This is a genomic window from Streptomyces sp. NPDC002324, from assembly GCF_053593335.1.
Map to the genome: position 1 here is coordinate 89,936 of NZ_JBSFCF010000025.1, position 19,580 is coordinate 109,515.

Below are 19,580 nucleotides of genomic sequence, written 5' to 3' on the forward strand. Positions count from 1 at the left end.
GGCCGGGGTTCTGGCGTGTCGGGTGGTCCTGGGGTTCCGGAGCGGTTCGTGTGTTGTGACGCGATCTCCGGGAGAGGGGTTCCTGGCGGGGACGGGTTCCCGGTGGCCCGCCGGCTCCGTGGCCGGGCTCAGTTGTCCCGTGCCGGGTCCACGACGCGGACGCCGAAGTGGGCGCTGAGCGCCGCGCAGGAGCGGCAGGGGGTGGCGAAGGCGCCGTGGAGGGGGTCGCCGTCCTCGCGGATGTGGCGGGTGGTGAGTTTGGCCTGCTTGAGGGCTTTGCGGGCCTCGCCGTTGGACATGGGTCTGCGGGCGGCGCGCCTGCTGCGGGCCGCGTCGGCGGTGGTGATGTGGCGGGAGATGAGGATGGCCTCGGCGCAGCGGCCGGTGAAGCGGTCGCGCTGTGCGGTGGCGAGGGAGTCGAGGAACTCCTGGACCAGGGGGTGCAGGGGTGGGGCGTGGTCGCCGCGGGCGGCGGTGCCGGTGAGGGTCTCGCCGCGTACGGAGAGGGCGGCGGCCACGGTGGGCAGGATGCCGTCGCGGCGGTGGAGGAGGGCGGGGGCGTGCGGCTGTTCCGCCGTGCTCCAGCCGATGCGGGGGTCGCCCGAAGGTCCCGCCTGCGTCGCGCTCATGAACGTGATCCCCTCCTGTTACCTACCCCGCCAGGGGACACAGAGTGCCAAACGGCGTGGCCCGTGCGGAAGCTGGGGCAGTTCGACACGCCCGGGCTTCGGCGTTCCGTGAGGGTGGCGTGACGGCTGGTCACGGAAGCAGAGGCCCGGTGACCGGTGTCGCCGTACCGCATAGGCTGTCGACAACCGCGATCCATTCGGTCTTGCGATCGAGGGCGGGCGGAAGGGGCCGTATCGGGGTCTTTTCCGCTGCCGGGGAGCGGTTCGACAGAGATATCGCAGCCAGAGCAGGTCACACAGAACGCCGCAGGGGGCTACCGCCATGACGACAGGTCGGCTCGGGCAGCAAGCCGCGCCGCCGAACGCGGCCTACGCCGGGCAGGTCGTGCAGTTTCCGGACCCCGTCCGGGCCGCGCGTCATCCGAGGGGTGTCCGTGTTGACGCGCACGGCTATCCGGACTTCTCGCCCTACGCGCGCGCCGCGGCGGAGATCGCCGATCCTCCGGAGGGTTTCGGGGTGGACGAGCTGCGGTTGACGGACTACGTGTCCGCGAACGCGGCGCTGGCGGCGACGGGGCACGAGCTGTGGGACACGATCCCGCCGGTGGCGACGCCGCACGGCTGGACGTGGCATCACGCGCCGGGCGGCCGGCGTCTTGAGCTGGTGCCGGTCGAGGTGAAGGCGTTGCTGCGGCACCACGGTGGCATCGCGACGGCGCGCGTGGACCAGCACAAGCGGGGCACGAGGCCGTTGCAGGAGACCCGGCCGGCGCACTTCGGGCTGCCGAAGTCGTCGGCGGTGGCGGTGACCGAGGCGCAGGTGCAGGGGGTCGAGGAGGATCTCGGGTACCGGCTGCCGGGTGCGTACCGGTCGTTCCTGAAGGCGGCGGGCGGTTGCGCCCCGGTCGGGGCGGCGCTGGACGCGGAGCTGGGGCTGCTGGTCGACCAGCCGTTCTTCACGGTGCGGGACGAGGCCGCGGTCAACGACCTGGTGTACGTCAACAAGTGTCTGCGGGACCATCTCACCAAGGACTATCTGGCGGTCGCGTTCGCGCAGGGCGGGATTCTCGCGGTGAAGGTGAAGGGCGACCGGATCGGGTCGGTCTGGTTCTGCGCGTACGACGACGCCCGTGACGTCGATCCGTCGTGGCCGCCGGCCGAGCGGGTGGAGCGGTTGCTGCTCCCCGCGGGTGCGGACTTCGACACGTTCCTGTCCCGGCTGGCGGGCAATCCGCCGGAGTTGGAGACGGTGGCGAACCTGATGGTGGACGGTGGCTTCGCACATGTCGTGCCGGTCGCCGCGGGCGCTGCCGTGTCTTCGGTGGGGGAGTGAGTTTTCGATGGTGACGTTCGCTCAGGCGCAGCAGCGCGCCGAGGAGTGGATCAACGGGGATCTGCCGGCCTATCAGCACCGTGAGGTGCGGGTGCGGGAGTTCGAGCTCGGGTTCGTGGTGTGGGCCGAGGACCGGGCGGACGGTCCGCGTTCGGACGGCGGCGCGCAGCGGCTGGTGATCGCCCGGGACAGCGGGGACGCCACGCTGTGGCCGTCGCTGCCGGTGGGTGAGGTGATCCGCCGGTTCGAGGAGGAGTACGGCCGGGCCGACGAGCTTCCGGCCGCCGCGCCGGCGCCCGCGGCCCGGGTGGATCTGAACCAGACGTCGTTCCTGCTGACTCCGCCGGAGTGGTTGCAGCCCGCGGCGGACAGGCTGGGGATTCCGGATCACCGTGCGGGCGCGGGCGCGTCCGACGGCGCCGGGTCCCGTGCGGCGGCCGCCGCGGCCGACGGTACGGGCGGGGGCGGCTCTGTGGGCGCCAACGGGGCGTCCGGCGCCGGCTTCGTGGGCGCCGATGGGGCGTCCGGGGGCGGTGGTTCGCTGCCCGAGACGATGGCGGGGCCGGTGGGGCAGGCGCCCTCGGCCGGCCGTGGGGTGCCCGCCGCGCCGGCCGACGCCACGCCGTGGCCGGCCGCCGCGTCGCCGGAGGACGAGGTGCGGGACGCGGTGCCGCCGCCGAGGGTGACCGAGCCGCACGACGCGGTGCCGGGGGTGCCCGACGGGGCGACCCCGTGGGCCGGTACGGACACCAACGCCGATGCAGAGGACGACCGTTCGGTGCCGCTGCCGGAGACGGTGTTCGCGCGGCAGCTGACCGAGGTGAGCGACGAGGACGACGCTCCGGCGCCCAACGCGCTGCCGGACGCGCAGACCGCGCTGATCTCCGGCGGCAGTCAGCTTCCCCGGACGGCCGTGTCGCCGGTCCTGGGCGGCGGCCCCGGCTCCGCGCCGCGCGCCCCTTCGCAGCAACAGCAGCAACAGCAGCAGCAACCGCCGTCTGGTCCGGGGACGCCGCCGCCGGGTGCGCAGTCGTACGGGTATCCGCAGGGGCCGGGGGGCCCGCAGGGTCCCGGTACTCCGCCGCCGGGTCGTCCGCTGCCGCCCCATGCCGGTGACATCGCCGACGCCGCCACGAGCAAGGCGGCGCCGCCGCCGCGCCGGGGCGGTGGGGCCGGTGCGCCGCCGCCCCCGGCTCCGCCCGGTGCCCCGGGGACTCCGGGTGCCCGTCCGGGCGGTACGCCTCCGCCGCCGTCCGGGCCCGGTGCGCCGGGCACCCCGGCGGGCGGGTACGTGCCGACCCAGCTGGTCTCCGCGCTCGGCCCGAACGGGCCCGAGAGTCTTCCCGGTGCTCCGGGGCAGCCCGGTGGGCCGGGCGCGCCCGGTGCCCCCGGGGTGCCGAATCCGCCCGGGGGTACGCCCGCCGGCGGTATGCACCACGCGGCGACGATGCTCGCCGGGCCCGCCGTGGGCGGTCCGGGCGCGCCGCAGCCGCCGGGTCCGCCCGGGGCTCCGGGTCAGCCGGGGGCCCCTGGTGCTCCTGGTGCTCCCGGTCACCCCGGTGCTCCCGGTCAGCCGGGTGGTCCTGGTGCTCGTGGTCCGGTGCACCACGCCGAGACGATGCTGGCCGGGCCGGCGGTCGGCGGTCCGGGGGCGCCCGGGATGCCGCCGGGCGCCCACCCCGGGATGCCGGGGCAGCCGGGCCCGGTGCCCGGTCCGCCGATGGGCGCGCCGCCGGCGTACGGCTATCCGCAGCCGCCCGCCGGTCAGCCGACCGTCGGCCCCGGCTACCAGGCCGTGCTGCGGTTCCGGGCGCCGGACGGCTCCGAGCAGCAGGTGATCCGGCGTTCGGCGCCGGGCACGCCGCACCCGGAGTGGCAGATCTTCCATGAGCTGCGCGGCATGAACATCCCGCCGGAGGCGGTGCTGGAGCTGCACACGGAGCTGGAGTCCTGCGAGCTGCCGGGTGCGTACTGCGCGCGGATGATCCGTGAGCAGTGGCCGAACGCCCGCATCACGTCCATCGCCCCTTACGGCAAGGACCACGCGAGCCGGCAGCAGGGCATGGCGCAGCTCATCGCGCACCAGGGTGAGTTGCACCAGGTGGCGGACGGTCCGGCCCGGCTCGCGCCGGTGCGGGCGCCGTTGCATCCGGTGCAGCCGGCGCCGCCGATCCCGCCGGAGGCCATCGGGCAGGAGCTGGCGGCGGCGTTCGGGCCGGGGGTGTTCCGGTTCGACCAGCAGGCGGTGTCGCGGCAGGGCGTCCCGCCGATCGTGGCGCACACACTGGTCGTGGCCGGACTGCCGGTCGACATGGGCCCGTTCTTCTGGGCGCAGGCCCAGCCGGGCCGTCCGGTGCCGACGCTGGCGGAGCTGGCGCAGGAGCGGGGGGTGCAGCCGGCGGCCGACGCGGGCTCGTACCTGGTGATGGGCAGCGACTTCGGCAAGGCGCTGTGTGTGCAGTACGGCACGGCGAACATCGTGGCCGTGCCGGTGGAGGCGGGGCCGGGCGGGGCGCCCGTGCCGCCGCAGTTCGTGAACACCGGTCTGCCGGAGTTCGCGCGCTGCCTGGCCCTGCTCGGCCGTATGTGGCGGCTGCGGTTCGGGCTCAACCAGGAGCAGGCGGGCCGCTGGACCGTCGACTTCCAGGCGCAGCTCGCCGCCCTCGACCCGGCGGCTCTCGCCTCGCCGGAGAGCTGGTGGTCGGTGCTGCTGGAGCAGATGTGGGACGGACTGCTGTGATCCGTCGCGGCTGACCTCCGTTGCGCCGTACGCACCTACGTCGCAAGGGCCCGGCCCGGTCTCGTACGAGACCGGGCCGGGCCCTTGTGTGTGCCCGCTCGCCGGACTCGCCGTCCCTCCCGTGACCCTCGTACGGAGTGTCGCGTTATGAACACTTCTGCCCGATACATCAAGATGTGCGCGAAATCATCATTTCGTGTGCGTCCGGCGGAGAGGGCCCAGCATGAGCAGCGCACCGACGGCATCCCATGACTTCGAGTTCGACGTCGTACGGCGTGGCTACCGCACCGACCAGGTCGACGTCCACGCGACGGCCCTCTCCCAGGACCGGGACGCCGCGTGGGAGCGGGCCGCCCGGCTGACCGTGCTGGCCCGGGAGATGGGCATCGAACTCGACCGGCTGCGCGAGACGGTCGCCGGGTTGACCCCGCAGACGTACGAGGCGCTCGGTGAGGGCGCGCGGCAGTTGTTCGCCCTCGGTGTCGAGGAGGCCGCGGCCGTGCGCGAGGGCGGCCGTGAGGGCGCCCGGCGGATCGTCGCCGAGGCGGAGGAGGCCGGGCTGCGGCTGCGGGAGGCCGCGCAAGCGTACGCCGACGAGGTGCGGGGCGAGGCCGAGGAGCGGGCCCGGCAGGTGTTGCTGGCCGCGCGGACCGAGGCCGACGAACTGCGGATCGAGGCCCGGCGCGGGGTGAAGGAGGGGCGGGGTGAGGCGCTGGCCGCGCTGCGGGAGGTGCGGGAGCGGACCGAGGGGATGCTCGCCGAACTGGCCAAGGAGTACGACGAGCGGGTGGCCGGGATCGAGCGGGAGGAGGCCGAGCGGGAGGCCGCGTTCGATGCGGGGCAGGCCGCACGGCTCGCCCGGGCGGAGGCCGCCCTCGCCCAGGCCGAGCAGGATTTCGCGGACGCGGAGGCCGAGGCGGCGCGGATGCAGGACGACGCGGAGGAGCGGGCCGCGGAGGCGCTGGCGGAGGCGCGGCGGCGGGAGGAGTGGGTGGCTCGGGAGACGGAGAGGGTGCTGCGGGAGCACGGGGAGAGGTGGGATCAGGTGCGGGCGCAGATGGACGGTATCCGGGACAGTCTGTCGGCGCTCACGGATTAGGGCGCGGGGTTTTCGGGGTGCGTCGTCGGGTGCGGGTGAGTGGGGCTTCTCGCGCAGTTCCCCGCGCCCCTAAAGGCTTCAGGCCCCTGCGGGCCTGAAAGACCACGGCCCCGCAGGCCTGAAGGCGACGGGGCTGCGGGTCTGAAAGCGACGGGGCCGTGGGATGGAAAAGCAGGGGCGCAGCCCCGCTTTTTCAGGGGCGCGGGGAACTGCGCGAGAAGCCCCCACCGGAGCCGCAGTCGCCCACGAACCCGCACCCCCGAGTCATCAGGCGCCCCCGTCCCCCCGGGTCGCGCCCGCCAGGATCAGGCCCTCCACCGCCTCGTACCGCCGGCGCTGCTCCGCGGCCCGGGTTCGGCCGGAGGCGAGTGTGCCCAGCCAGCCCGCCAGGAAGCCCAAGGGGATGGAGACGAGGCCGGTGGTGGTGAAGGGGAACCAGTTGAAGTCCGCGCGGGGGAAGGCGGCGTAGGGGGAGCCGGAGACGAGGTTGGTGCCGGTCATGAGGACCAGGACGGAGAGGCTGCCGCCGACGAGGGTGCACATCAGGCCCGTACGGGTGTAGCGGCGCCAGAAGAGGCCGTAGACGAGGGCGGGGGCGATGGCGGAGGCGCCCAGGCAGAAGGAGAGGGTGACCAGGGGCTGGAGGTTGCGGTGCTGGACCATCGTGGCCAGGACGATCGCGGCGGTGCCGACCGCGCAGGCCGAGAGCCGGGCGATGGTCATCTCGCGGCGCTGGCTGAGGGGCCCGGTGGCGCGGGCCGCGAAGACGTCGTGGGCGAGGGAGTTGGCGCAGGCGAGGATCATGCCGGCCACGGAGGCGAGGAGGGTCAGGAAGACCGCCGTGGTGACCGTGGTGAAGAGCAGGGTCTCCGCCGTGGACACCTCGGCGCCGAAGGCCGCCATCGAGCCCAGCAGATAGGCCGTGTTGCCCTGCGGGTCGGCCGCCGCGATCACCTCGCGGCCGATCAGGGCCGTCGCGCCGAAGCCGATCACCGAGATGATCAGGACGAAGAGGGCGACGGAGGGGACCGCCCAGGACAGCGAGCGGCGGACCTGACGGGCGCTGTTCGCCGTGTACATGCGCATGGTGACGTGGGGGAGGCAGGCGCCGCCGAGGACGACCGTCAACTGGGCGCTGATCATGTCGAGTTCGGGGTGCGGGCCGCTCGTGAACTGCAGCCCCGAGTGGAGGTAGCCGGTGCCGATGCCGCTGCGTTCGGCCGCCGTGCCGAGCAGCAGGCCGGGGTCCCAGTCGAACTTGTTCAGGATCAGTACGGCGACCAGCGCGCCGGAGCCGAGCAGCATCACGATCTTGATGATCTGGATGAGGGCGGTGCCCTTCATGCCCCCGATCGCCGCGTAGCCGATCATCAGCGCGCCGACGATCACCACGACGCCGGTCTTGAGGCTCTCGCTGGAGAAGCCGAGGACGAAGGCCAGCAGGTCCCCGGTGCCGGCCAGCTGGACCAGCATCATCGGCATCAGCGCGGCGATGGTGACGACGCAGGCGACGATGCGTACGGACCGGCCGGGCATCCGCCGGGCCAGCGCGTCGCCCATGGTGAACCGGCCCGCGTTGCGCAGGGGTTCGGCCAGCAGGAACATCAGCAGCATCAGGGACAGGGCCGTGCTGAGGGCGAGGACGACTCCGTCGTAGCCGAAGAGGGCGATGACTCCGCCGGTGCCCAGCACCGTCGCCGCCGAGATGTAGTCGCCCGCGATGGCGAGGCCGTTGCGCATGGGGGAGAGGGAGCTGTAGCCGGTGTAGAACTCGTCGAGGTCGTCCCGGTCCGGGCCCGTCATCACGCACAGCAGCAGGGTGATCGTGGCGACCGCCGTGAATCCGACGAGCGACATCGCCCGGGCCGACCCGCTGAACTCGGCGAGGCCGCCCGCGGCGGTGGTCAGGGGGGTGAGGGAGGTCATCGGGTGGCCCCCCGCCGTGCGTCCACCGCAGCGAGGTCGCGGATGCGGTCGGCCAGCGGATCGACCCGGTGGCGCGCGGTGTGCTCGTACAGCCAGATGGCCAGGCAGGTCACCGGGACCTGGAGCAGGCCGAGCAGCAGGCCCGTGGACAGTCCGCCGCTGACCTCGCTGGTCATGAACGACGGGGCGAACGCCGACAGGACGAGGAACAGCACGAAGTAGCCCAGCGCGGCCAGGGTCGCCACCCGCCGCTGCCAGCGGTACGCGCTGCGCAGCACCCGCAGGTCGCTGTGGTGACCGAGGGATGAGGGTGTGCGGGCGGACCGGGGGGCCGGCACCGTGACCGGTTCCTGGGGGGCCCAGGGATAGGTCTGGTAGGAGGGGGACGAGGTGTGCTGCGGGTACGGCGGTGGGTACGGCGATCGATTCGGCGATCGGTGCGGCGGCTGGTGCGGGGGTGACGGGAAGGCGTCGGTCATCCCTTTGTCTCCTTGCGCGGCTCGGGTCCGGTGCGGACCGCAGGGAGCGGGGGGCGGGCGTGAACGCTACTCGTGGGTGCGGCGGTGTGCGAGCTTTTCTACAAACTGATCGGTCGGTATGCGCTTACTTGACGTATCTCACGCTGACCTGGGGTGTTACCCGGATTAACTCAGATTTTTGAACGAGGGTCAGGAGTGCTGGGGGTGAGTACCGGGAACCTGCGCGGTGCCACGACCAGCAGCACCAGGAACGCCACCGTCGCCGCGCACGCCGCGCCGAGGTAGACGGCGTGGACCGCGTCCGCCACCGCGCGGCGGACCGGCTCCGCGGCTGTGCCGGCGTCGAGGGACCGGGTGACGGTGTCGAGGTCGCCCGCGCCGCCGAGCCGGGAGGCCAGCACCCCGTTCGCCACCGCGCCGAAGGCCGCCGCGCCCAGGGTCTGGCCGGTCTGGCGGCAGAAGAGGATCGACGCGGTGGCCGTGCCGCGCTCCTCCCAGGCCACCGTCGACTGGACGCCGATGATCAGGGGGAGCTGGAAGAGCCCCAGCGCGGCGCCCAGGAGCAGCATCAGCAGCATCGGCTGCCAGGCCTCGCCCGGGTAGGGGAGGAACGGGAAGGCGAAGAGGAGGGCCGCGGCCGCGGCGATACCGAGCATCGCGGTGTTCCGGAAGCCGATCCGGCGGTAGACGTGCTGGCTGAGGGCCGCGGACACGGGCCAGCTCAGCGTCCAGACGGAGACCACGAACCCGGCGGCCACCGGTGCCAGGCCCAGCACCGACTGCGCGTAGGTCGCGAGGAACACCGTCGGCGCGACCATCAGCAGACCGAGCGCGCCCAGGGCCAGGTTCACCGCCGCGATCGTGCGGCGGCGCCACACCCAGCCGGGGATGATCGGTTCGGCCGCCCGGCGCTCGATCAGCACCAGCAGGGCGATCAGGGCGACTCCCGTGCCCAGCAGGGTGATCGAGGGCGGCGAGAGCCAGTCCCAGGCCACCCCGCCCTGCACCAGGGCCAGCAGCAGGGCCCCGCCGCCCGCGAAGACGGTCAGGGCGCCGGCCCAGTCCACCCGGGGCCGGCCCGTCGGCTCCCGCCGGGGTTCGTGCAGATGACGGACGAGCAGCCACAACGCCGCCGCACCGAGCGGGAGGTTGATGAGGAAGATCCAGCGCCAGTCCGCGTACGCGGCCAGGACACCGCCCACTCCGGGGCCCGCCACCGCCGACACCGCCCACACCGTGGACAGCTTGGCCTGGATCCTCGGCCGCTCCTTCAGGGGGTACAGGTCGGCCGCCAGCGTCTGGACCGTGCCCTGAAGGGCCCCGCCGCCCAGGCCCTGCACGATACGGAAGGCGATCAGGGCGCCCATGTTCCAGGCCAGCGCGCAGAGCAGGGAGCCCAGCAGGAACAGGGCCGCGCCCACGACGAGCACCGGTTTGCGGCCGAAGGTGTCGGAGAGCTTGCCGTAGACGGGGAGGGTGACGGTGACGGCGAGCAGATAGCCGGAGAACAGCCAGGAGAAGACGGAGAAGCCGCCGAGGTCGGCGACGATCTGCGGGACGGCGGTCGAGACGATCGTGGAGTCCAGCGCCGCCAGGCCCATGGACAGCATCAGGGCGGCGGTGACGGCTCTTCGTCTGCCGGATCCGGTGTGCCGCCCGGACGGGTCGGGTATCGCGGGTCGAGGGGCGTCGAGTTCCGCGGCGTCCGGTCGTACGGCGTCTGTTCGTACGGCGTCTGTTCGTACGGCGTCCGGTCGTACGGCGTCCACGGGATCGCGGCCCACGGGATCGCGGCCCACGGGATCGCGGCCCAAGGGGTTGCCGCCCAAGGGGGCGCCGCCAGGGGGAACGTCGTCCGTTGTCGGGTCGTCCCCCACTGGATCCGGATCGCCGTCCGTCAGGTGGTCCCCCGCCGGACCGCCGTCCAGCCGGTCGCCGCCCGACGGCTTCCCGCCCGCCGGACCGCCGCCCGGAAAGTCGCCGCCCGCCGGATTCCCGCCCACCGGATTCTCGTCCACCAAATGCCTTCCCCTTGCACCTATCTGCCGCCGACCACCATGCCATTGACCCTCACGCCACGGCAGGGTGCAGCCTGGTCGCACCCCCGGGGAGGAGGCCGACCCCGAGGCCGTCTCCTCCCGGCGGGCGACATCCCTTAGGGGTATCTCCGCACTACGGCCGGGGGCGGGGTCGTACCGACGGAGGACGAGACGGGGGGCCTGCCGTATTTAACCTGGCTTTACGCCGCTGGGGGGCGGTGTACCGGACCGGCGGAGGTGGGGTTTTCCCCAGCAGAAGACTGCGCTGGGCACCAGCGCGCCGGGCCCCCTCCGGGGACCAGACTCAGCAACACAGCGCCACAGCACAGCAGCACCGCACCGCGTACGGCTCGGCACCTCGCTTCGTACGGCTCGTCCACTGAGCAACGGAACCATCCGCTGCCCGACTTAGGAGACATACCGTGACATCGGCTGTGACCATCACCAGGCACGGGGGTACTGGAGGGACTACGGCCGTTGCCGCGCGGGCGCGGCAGGTCGTGAAGGCGTACGGGTCCGGTGAGACCCGTGTCGTCGCCCTCGACCATGTGGACGTGGACATCGCGCGGGGGCAGTACACCGCGATCATGGGCCCCTCGGGGTCCGGCAAGTCCACCCTCATGCACTGCCTCGCCGGGCTCGACACCGTGACGTCGGGTCAGATCCACCTCGACGACACCGAGATCACCGGCCTCAAGGACAAGAAGCTCACCCAGCTGCGCCGGGACCGGATCGGGTTCATCTTCCAGGCGTTCAACCTGCTGCCCACGCTGAACGCGATAGAGAACATCACGCTCCCGATGGACATCGCGGGGCGCAAGCCGAACAAGGAGTGGCTGGCGCGGGTCGTCGACACCGTCGGCCTGGGCGACCGGCTCAAGCACCGGCCCAGCCAGCTCTCCGGCGGCCAGCAGCAGCGCGTCGCCGTGGCCCGGGCGCTGGCCGCCCGGCCGGAGATCATCTTCGGTGACGAGCCGACCGGCAACCTGGACTCGCGGGCCGGCGCCGAGGTCCTCAGCTTCCTGCGCACGTCGGTCGACGAGCTGGGCCAGACCATCGTCATGGTCACGCACGACCCGGTGGCCGCCTCCTACGCGGACCGGGTGCTGTACCTGGCGGACGGCCGCATCGTCGACGAGATGTTCAAGCCGACCGCCGACACCGTGCTGGACCGCATGAAGGACTTCGACGCCCGGGGGCGTACGTCGTGACTGTCATGAAGACCTCGATGCGCAACTTCTTCGCGCACAAGGGGAGGATGGCGCTCTCCGCCATCGCGGTCATGCTGTCGGTGGCGTTCGTGACGGGGACCCTGGTCTTCACCGACACGATGGGCACCACGTTCGACAAGCTGTTCGCGGCCACCTCCTCCGACGTCACGGTCAGCGCCAAGGGCGCCTCGGACAGCGGTGAGACACAGTCCGACACCGGCAAGCCACCGGTCATGCCCGCCTCCGTCGTCGACAAGGTGGGCGGCGCGGACGGCGTGAAGTCGGCCGAGGGGACCGTGTTCTCGACCTCGGTGACGGTCGTCGACGCCGACAAGGACAGCCTCTCGCCCACCAGCGGCGCCCCGACCATCGTCGGCAACTGGAACGCCAACGACGCCCGCACCATGAAGATCTCGTCCGGCAACGCACCGCGCGGCCCCGACCAGATCATGGTCGACGCGGACACCGCCGACAAGCACGACCTGAAGCTGGGCGACGAGATCGGCGTGATCAGCGCCGTCGGCACGCACGAGGCGAAGGTCTCCGGCATCGCCGACTTCCAGGTCACCAACCCGGGCGCCGCGATCTTCTACCTCGACACCGCCACCGCCCAGAAGACCCTCGTCGGTGAGACGGGCGTGTACACCAACGTCAACGTCACCGCCGCCGCCGGGTTCACGGACGCGCAGGTGAAGAAGAACGTCTCCGCCGAACTGGGCGGCGCCTACAAGGTGCAGACCGCCAAGGAGATCGCGGACGCCAACGCCAAGGACGTCGGCGAGTTCATGGGCGTCATGAAGTACGCGATGCTCGGCTTCGCCGGGATCGCCTTCCTCGTCGGCATCTTCCTGATCATCAACACCTTCTCGATGCTGGTCGCCCAGCGGACCCGCGAGATCGGCCTGATGCGGGCCATCGGCTCCAGCCGCGGCCAGGTCAACCGGTCGGTCCTCGTCGAGGCGCTGCTCCTGGGTGTCTTCGGCTCGATCCTCGGTGTCGCCGGCGGAGTCGGCCTCGCCATCGGCCTGATGAAGCTGATGAGCGCCACCGGGATGAACCTGTCCACCGACGACCTCACCATCGCCTGGACCACCCCGGCGGTCGGTCTGCTCCTGGGCATCGTCGTCACCGTCCTCGCCGCCTACGTGCCCGCCCGGCGCGCCGGCAAGGTCTCCCCGATGGCCGCCCTGCGCGACGCCGGAGCCCCGCTGGACGCCAAGGCCGGCATCGTCCGGGCCGTGATCGGCCTCCTGCTGACCGGCGCCGGCGGCTACTGCCTGTACCTGGCGTCCACCGCCGCCAAGGCGAGCGAGGGGTCCATGTGGCTGGGCGGCGGGGTCGTCCTGTCCCTCATCGGTTTCGTCGTCATCGGCCCGCTGCTCGCCGGCGCCGTGGTGCGGGTGCTGGGCGCGGTCGTCCTGCGGGCCTTCGGCCCGGTCGGCCGGATGGCCGAGCGCAACGCGCTGCGCAACCCGCGCCGCACGGGGGCCACCGGTGCCGCCCTGATGATCGGCCTCGCCCTGGTCGCCTGTCTGTCCGTCGTCGGCTCCTCCATGGTCGCCTCGGCCACCGAGCAGCTCGACAAGACGGTCGGTACGGACTTCATCATCCAGTCCGACCGCGGCCAGCTGATCACCCCGCAGGCCGTCGAGGCCGCGCGCTCCGCGAAGGGCATCAAGAGCCTCACCGAGTACAAGTGGACCCAGGCCGACTTCACCACCCCCGACGGCAAGACGCTCAAGGACACGGCGATCACCGCCGCCGACCCGAGCTACGCCACCGACCTCGCCACCGAGGTCGTCGCGGGCAAACTGCCGGACGCCTACAAGCCCGACTCGATGTCCGTCCACGAGAAGTTCGCCAAGGAGCACGACGTCCAGCTCGGCTCCAAGATCGCCGTCGCCTTCAAGGACGGCCGCACGGCCGACCTGACCGTCCGCGCGATCACCAGCAGTGACGTCGTCATCGACGCCGGGGCCATGTACACCTCCATCGACACGATGGCGAAGTACGTCCCGGCCGACAAGATGCCCCTCGACCAGCTGCTCTTCGCCTCGGCGAAGGAGGGCCAGGACGCGGCCGCGTACACGTCCCTCAAGGACGCGCTGCACGACTACCCGCAGTACAAGGTCCGCGACCAGACCGACTACAAGGAGGCCCTGAAGGGCCAGATCGACCAGCTCCTCAACATGATCTACGGCCTGCTCGCCCTGGCGATCATCGTCGCGATCCTGGGAGTCGTGAACACGCTGGCCCTGTCGGTGGTCGAACGGACGCGCGAGATCGGTCTGATGCGCGCCATCGGCCTCTCCCGCCGCCAGCTGCGCCGCATGATCCGCCTGGAGTCGGTCGTCATCGCCCTCTTCGGCGCGCTCCTCGGCCTGGGGCTGGGCATGGGCTGGGGCGCCACCGCCCAGCAGCTCCTCGCCCTGGAGGGCATGAAGGTCCTCGACATCCCGTGGCCGACGATCATCGGGGTCTTCATCGGCTCGGCCTTCGTGGGCCTCTTCGCCGCGCTGGTGCCGGCGTTCCGCGCGGGCCGCATGAACGTCCTGAACGCGATCGCCACCGATTAGCCACCGGGCACGGGGAACGGGGGACGACGGGGGGAACGGGGACACGGGGGAAACCGGGGGAGAGCCCGGCGCCCGGAGGCGGAGGCCTCCGGGCGCCGGGCTTCACGCGTTGCCGGGGGCGCCGTCAGGAGGACGCCCGCTCGGGGGACGTGCGTTTCAGCAGGACGTACCCCTGGATGACGCCCCGCAGCACGTACGTGTCGCGCGGATGGAGCTGACGGGCGTACGCGGGGACGTCCTTCACCCAGTGCGAGTTGTTGTTGAAGGCGATGTAGTCGGGCGCGAGGCCCCCGGTCCGGCCGATCCAGAAGACGCGGCAGCGGGAGGTCAGCCGGCTGATGGGGCCGATGTTGGACTCGACGGTGGATCCGTCCGGGATGCTGCCCAGCAGCTTCTCCACCGCCCCGACCTCGGGCGGGACCCGGTAGGCGGAGGCCTCGGTCAGGGTGCCCACGGGCAGCGAGGCCGTCAGCGCGACGGAGGCCGCGAGGACGGCGGCGGGCAGATGGAGCGTGTACGAGCGCAGCCACGGGCGCGGGCTCTGGCGGGCGCCGGGGATCGCGTCGACGAGCGCGAGGAAGACCATCGGCATCAGGACGGCGCTGTAGTGCCAGGCCGTCCCCCAGTAGTTGTGGTCGGAGGAGACGAACCGCCAGCCGAGGGTGGGGAGGGCGGCGAGGACGATCGGCGAGCGCAGGGCGAGCAGTCCGCTGGTCGGGATCACCAGCCACAGGACGGTACGGATCTTGACGTCCAGACCGTCGAGGGGGCCGCCGCCGCCGACCTTGGCCAGGTAGTCGGAGGCTCCGGCGGTGTTGAAGGCCGGGATGAGCACGGTGAAGGCGAGCAGCGTGGCGAGCGCGCCGAACGCCGAGACCGCGAGGGCGTACGGCACCACGCGGGACGCGCCGTGCCGCCGGGCCCGCAGCGCGACGACGGCCGCGAGCACCGCCAGGGTCAGCCCCTGGTCCTCCTTGACCAGGACCAGCGGGAGTCCCCAGAGCAGCGCGGCACGCCATCGCCGCGCGAGCAGCGCCTCCAGGGAGAACGCGATCAGCGGAACCGCGAAACAGATCTCGTGGAAGTCGAAGTCCACGGCGTTCTGCAGCCCCCACGACAGTCCGTACGCCACCCCCAGGGCGAGCCCCCGCGCCCGCCCCAGCATCCGCGTGGCCGCGCGCGTCACCGGCACCGCCGACAGCGCGAACAGCGCCGCCTGCACCACCAGCAGCGTCATGGACGAGGGAAACGCCCGGTAGAACGGCGCGAGCAGCATCGTGACCGGGCTGAAGTGATCCCCGAGGACGTTGTACCCCGGCCCCTTCAGCTCGACGATCGGCGCCTGGAGGTGCGCGTAGGCCCGCACGGTCTGTTCGTATATGCCCAGGTCGTACGACCGGGTCCCCAGCCGCCGGTACCGCCCCACCGACACCATCGCGTACGCCACGAACAACACGCCCGCGAGCACGTACGGCTCCCGGCCCACGAGGGAGAAACGCCGGTCACGGGCCGGGGCGGCCACCGCGACCGGCCCCGGTATGAGCGAGGGACCCGACGACTTCGTGGACGGGGCGCTCGATGCCATGGGGGCTCACGTTCGACAGGGGACAGGGGCGCCCATAGAGATTAGGCGCCCCTGGAAAGCGGTGGGCGCGGCCCCTGCTTTCCAGGGGCGCGGGGAACTGCGCGACCAGCCCCCACCGAACCCGCGGCCGGCGGTCGAAGGGGCGCAGCCCCTGGGACGGGACGGGCGGGGGCGGCGGGGCGAGGAAAAGTCGTCCGCGGCCCCCACACCACCCGTCGTACCCTGGACACCCCCGGCCCGTCACACGAGTCCGGGCGTTCGTGTTGCCCCACCCCCGAACTTCACCCCCTTGCCCACCCGGACGGGAAACACCCCGAATGAGCCTCCACGGCCTGCTAGACGCCGTAGTCAAGGACGCCCCTCTCGCGGAAGCGATCAGGGCGGCATCAGACGGCCACCGCACCCACATCGACCTGGTGGGCCCCCCGGCGGCCCGCCCCTTCGCCGTGGCCGCCCTCGCCCGGGACGCCGGCCGCCCCGTACTCGCCGTGACGGCGACGGGCCGCGAGGCCGAGGACCTGGCGGCGGCCCTGCGCTCGCTGCTTCCCCCGGACGGCGTCGTGGAGTACCCGGCCTGGGAGACACTGCCGCACGAGCGCCTCAGCCCGCGCAGCGACACCGTCGGCCGCCGCCTCGCCGTACTGCGCCGCCTGACGCATCCGCGCCCCGACGACCCGGAGACCGGCCCGGTCTCGGTCGTCGTCGCGCCCGTCCGCTCGGTCCTCCAGCCACAGGTCAAGGGCCTGGGCGACCTGGAGCCGGTCGCCCTGCGCTCGGGCGGGACGGCCGACCTGAACCGTACGGTCGAGGCGCTCGCGGCAGCCGCGTACTCCCGCGTGGAGCTGGTCGAGAAGCGCGGCGAGTTCGCCGTACGCGGCGGCATCCTGGACGTCTTCCCGCCGACCGAGGAGCACCCCCTGCGGGTGGAGTTCTGGGGCGACGACGTCGAGGAGATCCGGTACTTCAAGGTCGCCGACCAGCGCTCCCTGGAGGTCGCCGAGCACGGTCTGTGGGCGCCGCCGTGCCGTGAGCTGCTGCTGACGGACGAGGTCCGGGAGCGGGCGCGGATCCTGGCCGAGCGCCACCCGGAGCTGGGCGAACTCCTCGACAAGATTGCCGAGGGCATCGCGGTCGAGGGCATGGAATCCCTCGCTCCGGTCCTCGTCGACGACATGGAACTGCTGATCGACGTCCTGCCGAAGGGCGCGATGGCCATCGTGTGCGACCCGGAGCGGGTGCGCACGCGGGCGGCCGACCTGGTGGCCACCTCGCAGGAGTTCCTCCAGGCGTCCTGGGCGGCGACCGCTGGTGGCGGCGAGGCGCCGATCGACGTCGGCGCGGCCTCCCTGCGGTCCATCGCGGACGTCCGCGACCGGGCCCGTGAGCTGGACATGATGTGGTGGTCGGTGTCGCCGTTCGCGGCCGACGAGGAGCTGGACGCGGACACCCTCAAGCTCGGCATGCACGCCCCCGAGACCTACCGCGGCGACACCGCCAAGGCGCTCGCCGACACCAAGGGCTGGCTCGCCGACGGCTGGCGCACCGTGTTCGTGACCGAGGCCCACGGCCCGGCCGCCCGCACGGTCGAGGTGCTCGGCGGTGAGGGCATCCCGGCCCGGCTGGAGGCCGAGCTGGGGGACATCGCCCCGTCCGTCGTGCATGTGGCCTGCGGCTCGATCGACTACGGCTTCGTCGACCCCGCCCTGAAGCTCGCGGTCCTCACCGAGACCGACCTCTCCGGCCAGAAGGCGGCCGGCAAGGACGGCGCCCGGATGCCCGCCCGCCGCCGCAAGACCATCGACCCGCTCACCCTGGAGGCGGGCGACTACATCGTCCACGAGCAGCACGGCGTCGGCCGCTACATCGAGATGGTCCAGCGGACCGTGCAGGGCGCGACCCGCGAGTACCTGGTCGTCGAGTACGCCCCCGCCAAGCGCGGCCAGCCCGGCGACCGCCTCTACATCCCCACCGACCAGCTCGAACAGATCACCAAGTACGTCGGCGGTGAGGCCCCGACCCTGCACCGCCTCGGCGGCGCCGACTGGACGAAGACGAAGGCGCGCGCGAAGAAGGCGGTCAAGGAGATCGCCGCCGACCTCATCAAGCTCTACAGCGCCCGGATGGCGGCGCCCGGCCACGCGTTCGGCGCGGACACCCCGTGGCAGCGTGAGCTGGAGGACGCCTTCCCGTACGCGGAGACGCCCGACCAGTTGACGACGATCGCCGAGGTCAAGGAGGACATGGAGAAGACGGTCCCCATGGACCGCCTGATCTGTGGCGACGTCGGCTACGGCAAGACGGAGATCGCGGTCCGGGCCGCCTTCAAGGCCGTCCAGGACGGCAAGCAGGTGGCCGTGCTCGTCCCGACCACCCTTCTGGTCCAGCAGCACTTCGGCACGTTCAGCGAGCGGTACTCGCAGTTCCCGGTGAACGTCCGGGCCCTGTCCCGCTTCCAGACGGACACCGAGGCCAAGGGCACGCTGGAGGGCCTGCGCGAGGGCGCGGTCGACATCGTCATCGGCACCCACCGCCTCTTCTCCTCCGAGACCAAGTTCAAGGACCTCGGTCTGGTCATCGTCGACGAGGAGCAGCGGTTCGGCGTCGAGCACAAGGAGCAGCTGAAGAAGCTGCGCGCGAACGTGGACGTGCTGACGATGTCGGCGACCCCGATCCCGCGCACCCTGGAGATGGCGGTCACCGGCATCCGCGAGATGTCGACGATCACCACACCGCCGGAGGAGCGCCACCCGGTGCTCACCTTCGTCGGCCCGTACGAGGAGAAGCAGATCGGTGCGGCCGTCCGCCGCGAACTGCTGCGCGAGGGCCAGGTCTTCTACATCCACAACCGGGTGGAGTCCATCGACCGCGCGGCGGCCCGGCTGCGCGAGATCGTCCCCGAGGCGCGGATCGCGACGGCCCACGGACAGATGTCGGAACAGGCCCTGGAGCAGGTCGTCGTCGACTTCTGGGAGAAGAAGTTCGACGTCCTCGTCTCCACGACGATCGTGGAGTCGGGCATCGACATCTCCAACGCGAACACGCTGATCGTGGAGCGGGGGGACACCTTCGGCCTGTCGCAGCTGCACCAGCTCAGGGGCCGGGTCGGCCGAGGCCGGGAACGCGGCTACGCGTACTTCCTGTACCCGCCCGAGAAGCCGCTGACGGAGACCGCCCACGAGCGCCTCGCCACCATCGCCCAGCACACGGAGATGGGCGCGGGCATGTACGTGGCGATGAAGGACCTGGAGATCCGGGGCGCGGGCAACCTGCTGGGCGGCGAACAGTCCGGCCACATCGCGGGCGTCGGCTTCGACCTGTACGTGCGGATGGTCGGCGAGGCCGTCGCGGACTACCGGCGTCAGCTGGAGAGCGGCGGGATCGAGGAGGAGCCGCCGCTCGAGGTCAAGGTCGAGCTGCCGGTCGACGCGCACGTCCCGCACGACTACGCGCCGGGTGAGCGGCTGCGCCTGCAGGCGTACCGGGCGATCGCCTCGGTCAACACCGAGGCCGACATCGCGGCCGTGCGCGAGGAACTCGTCGACCGCTACGGCAAGTTGCCGGAGCCGGTGGAGAACCTGCTGCTCGTCGCCGGGCTGCGCATGCTCGCCCGGGCGTGCGGGGTGGGCGAGATCGTGCTGCAGGGCACCAACATCCGCTTCGCGCCGGTGGAACTGCGGGAGTCCCAGGAGCTCCGCCTCAAGCGCCTGTACCCGGGCACGGTCATCAAGCCGGCCGCCCACCAGGTGCTGGTGCCCCGCCCGAAGACGGCGAAGGTGGGCGGGAAGCCGTTGGTCGGGCGGGATCTGCTGGGGTGGACCGGGGAGTTCCTGGCTTCGATCCTCGGGTCGTAGAGGCGTAGAGGCGTAGAGGCGTAGAGGCGTAGAGGCGTAGAGGCGTAGAGGCGTAGTGGCCCGGCGCGGCAGAGGGTGCCGTCCGGGCCACTGTCGTCGTGTTCCCGGTGGC

11 protein-coding genes are annotated in these 19,580 nt (G+C 72.3%); 6 read left to right on the top strand and 5 right to left on the bottom strand.

What is annotated here, in order from left to right:
• Positions 1-128: 128 nt before the first annotated feature.
• On the bottom strand, positions 129-629 hold the full coding sequence (locus ACWCRJ_RS28575) for a YwqJ-related putative deaminase (protein WP_046917031.1): 501 nt from the start codon (positions 627-629) through the stop codon (positions 129-131).
• 322 nt (positions 630-951) lie between these two features.
• Here ACWCRJ_RS28575 and ACWCRJ_RS28580 point away from each other — a divergent pair, with 322 nt between their 5' ends.
• From ACWCRJ_RS28580 to ACWCRJ_RS28590, 3 genes are all read left to right on the top strand, one after another.
• Complete coding sequence (locus ACWCRJ_RS28580) at positions 952-1,962, top strand: SMI1/KNR4 family protein (RefSeq protein ID WP_450942009.1); 1,011 nt, start codon at positions 952-954, stop codon at positions 1,960-1,962.
• Positions 1,963-1,969: 7 nt separating this feature from the next.
• Entirely contained in the window at positions 1,970-4,702 is a 2,733-nt protein-coding gene (locus tag ACWCRJ_RS28585) for an SUKH-4 family immunity protein (RefSeq protein ID WP_450942010.1), read from the top strand.
• Between the two features lie 223 nt (positions 4,703-4,925).
• Complete coding sequence (locus ACWCRJ_RS28590; protein WP_450942011.1) at positions 4,926-5,801, top strand: cellulose-binding protein; 876 nt, start codon at positions 4,926-4,928, stop codon at positions 5,799-5,801.
• Positions 5,802-6,068: 267 nt separating this feature from the next.
• On the opposite strand, the gene ACWCRJ_RS28595 is transcribed toward ACWCRJ_RS28590, so the two are convergent.
• The 3 genes from ACWCRJ_RS28595 to ACWCRJ_RS28605 all read right to left on the bottom strand — a co-directional run bounded on the left by ACWCRJ_RS28595 (position 6,069) and on the right by ACWCRJ_RS28605 (position 9,879).
• Complete coding sequence (locus ACWCRJ_RS28595) at positions 6,069-7,727, bottom strand: sodium/solute symporter (protein WP_450942012.1); 1,659 nt, start codon at positions 7,725-7,727, stop codon at positions 6,069-6,071.
• Entirely contained in the window at positions 7,724-8,206 is a 483-nt protein-coding gene (locus ACWCRJ_RS28600) for a DUF485 domain-containing protein (RefSeq protein ID WP_450942013.1), read from the bottom strand. Before ACWCRJ_RS28600 ends, ACWCRJ_RS28595 begins: the two co-directional genes overlap by 4 nt.
• A gap of 170 nt (positions 8,207-8,376) precedes the next feature.
• Entirely contained in the window at positions 8,377-9,879 is a 1,503-nt protein-coding gene (locus ACWCRJ_RS28605) for an MFS transporter (RefSeq protein ID WP_450942037.1), read from the bottom strand.
• A gap of 788 nt (positions 9,880-10,667) precedes the next feature.
• Between ACWCRJ_RS28605 and ACWCRJ_RS28610 the strand changes: the two genes are divergently transcribed.
• Together ACWCRJ_RS28610 and ACWCRJ_RS28615 are read left to right on the top strand one after the other, a co-directional pair.
• The gene (locus tag ACWCRJ_RS28610) at positions 10,668-11,456 is read left to right on the top strand and encodes an ABC transporter ATP-binding protein (RefSeq protein ID WP_450942014.1); all 789 of its coding nucleotides are present in this window, start codon (positions 10,668-10,670) and stop codon (positions 11,454-11,456) included.
• On the top strand, positions 11,453-14,032 hold the full coding sequence (locus ACWCRJ_RS28615) for an ABC transporter permease (RefSeq protein WP_450942015.1): 2,580 nt from the start codon (positions 11,453-11,455) through the stop codon (positions 14,030-14,032). Before ACWCRJ_RS28610 ends, ACWCRJ_RS28615 begins: the two co-directional genes overlap by 4 nt.
• Positions 14,033-14,156: 124 nt before the next feature.
• Here ACWCRJ_RS28615 and ACWCRJ_RS28620 read toward each other — a convergent pair whose 3' ends face one another.
• Positions 14,157-15,617, bottom strand: a complete 1,461-nt coding sequence (locus ACWCRJ_RS28620; RefSeq protein ID WP_450942016.1) for a DUF2079 domain-containing protein — start codon at positions 15,615-15,617, stop codon at positions 14,157-14,159.
• A 317-nt stretch (positions 15,618-15,934) separates the two neighbouring features.
• Between ACWCRJ_RS28620 and mfd the strand changes: the two genes are divergently transcribed.
• Entirely contained in the window at positions 15,935-19,468 is a 3,534-nt protein-coding gene (gene mfd / locus ACWCRJ_RS28625; RefSeq protein ID WP_450942017.1) for a transcription-repair coupling factor, read from the top strand.
• Positions 19,469-19,580 lie beyond the last annotated feature (112 nt).

Excerpts from the sequence above, each read along its gene's own strand:
- ACWCRJ_RS28575 (WP_046917031.1), bottom strand. The coding sequence starts at position 629 with ATGAGCGCGACGCAGGCGGGACCTTCGGGCGACCCCCGCATCGGCTGG.
- ACWCRJ_RS28580 (WP_450942009.1), top strand. The coding sequence starts at position 952 with ATGACGACAGGTCGGCTCGGGCAGCAAGCCGCGCCGCCGAACGCGGCC.
- ACWCRJ_RS28585 (WP_450942010.1), top strand. The coding sequence starts at position 1,970 with ATGGTGACGTTCGCTCAGGCGCAGCAGCGCGCCGAGGAGTGGATCAAC.
- ACWCRJ_RS28590 (WP_450942011.1), top strand. The coding sequence starts at position 4,926 with ATGAGCAGCGCACCGACGGCATCCCATGACTTCGAGTTCGACGTCGTA.
- ACWCRJ_RS28595 (WP_450942012.1), bottom strand. The coding sequence starts at position 7,727 with ATGACCTCCCTCACCCCCCTGACCACCGCCGCGGGCGGCCTCGCCGAG.
- ACWCRJ_RS28600 (WP_450942013.1), bottom strand. The coding sequence starts at position 8,206 with ATGACCGACGCCTTCCCGTCACCCCCGCACCAGCCGCCGCACCGATCG.
- ACWCRJ_RS28620 (WP_450942016.1), bottom strand. The coding sequence starts at position 15,617 with ATGGCATCGAGCGCCCCGTCCACGAAGTCGTCGGGTCCCTCGCTCATA.
- mfd (WP_450942017.1), top strand. The coding sequence starts at position 15,935 with ATGAGCCTCCACGGCCTGCTAGACGCCGTAGTCAAGGACGCCCCTCTC.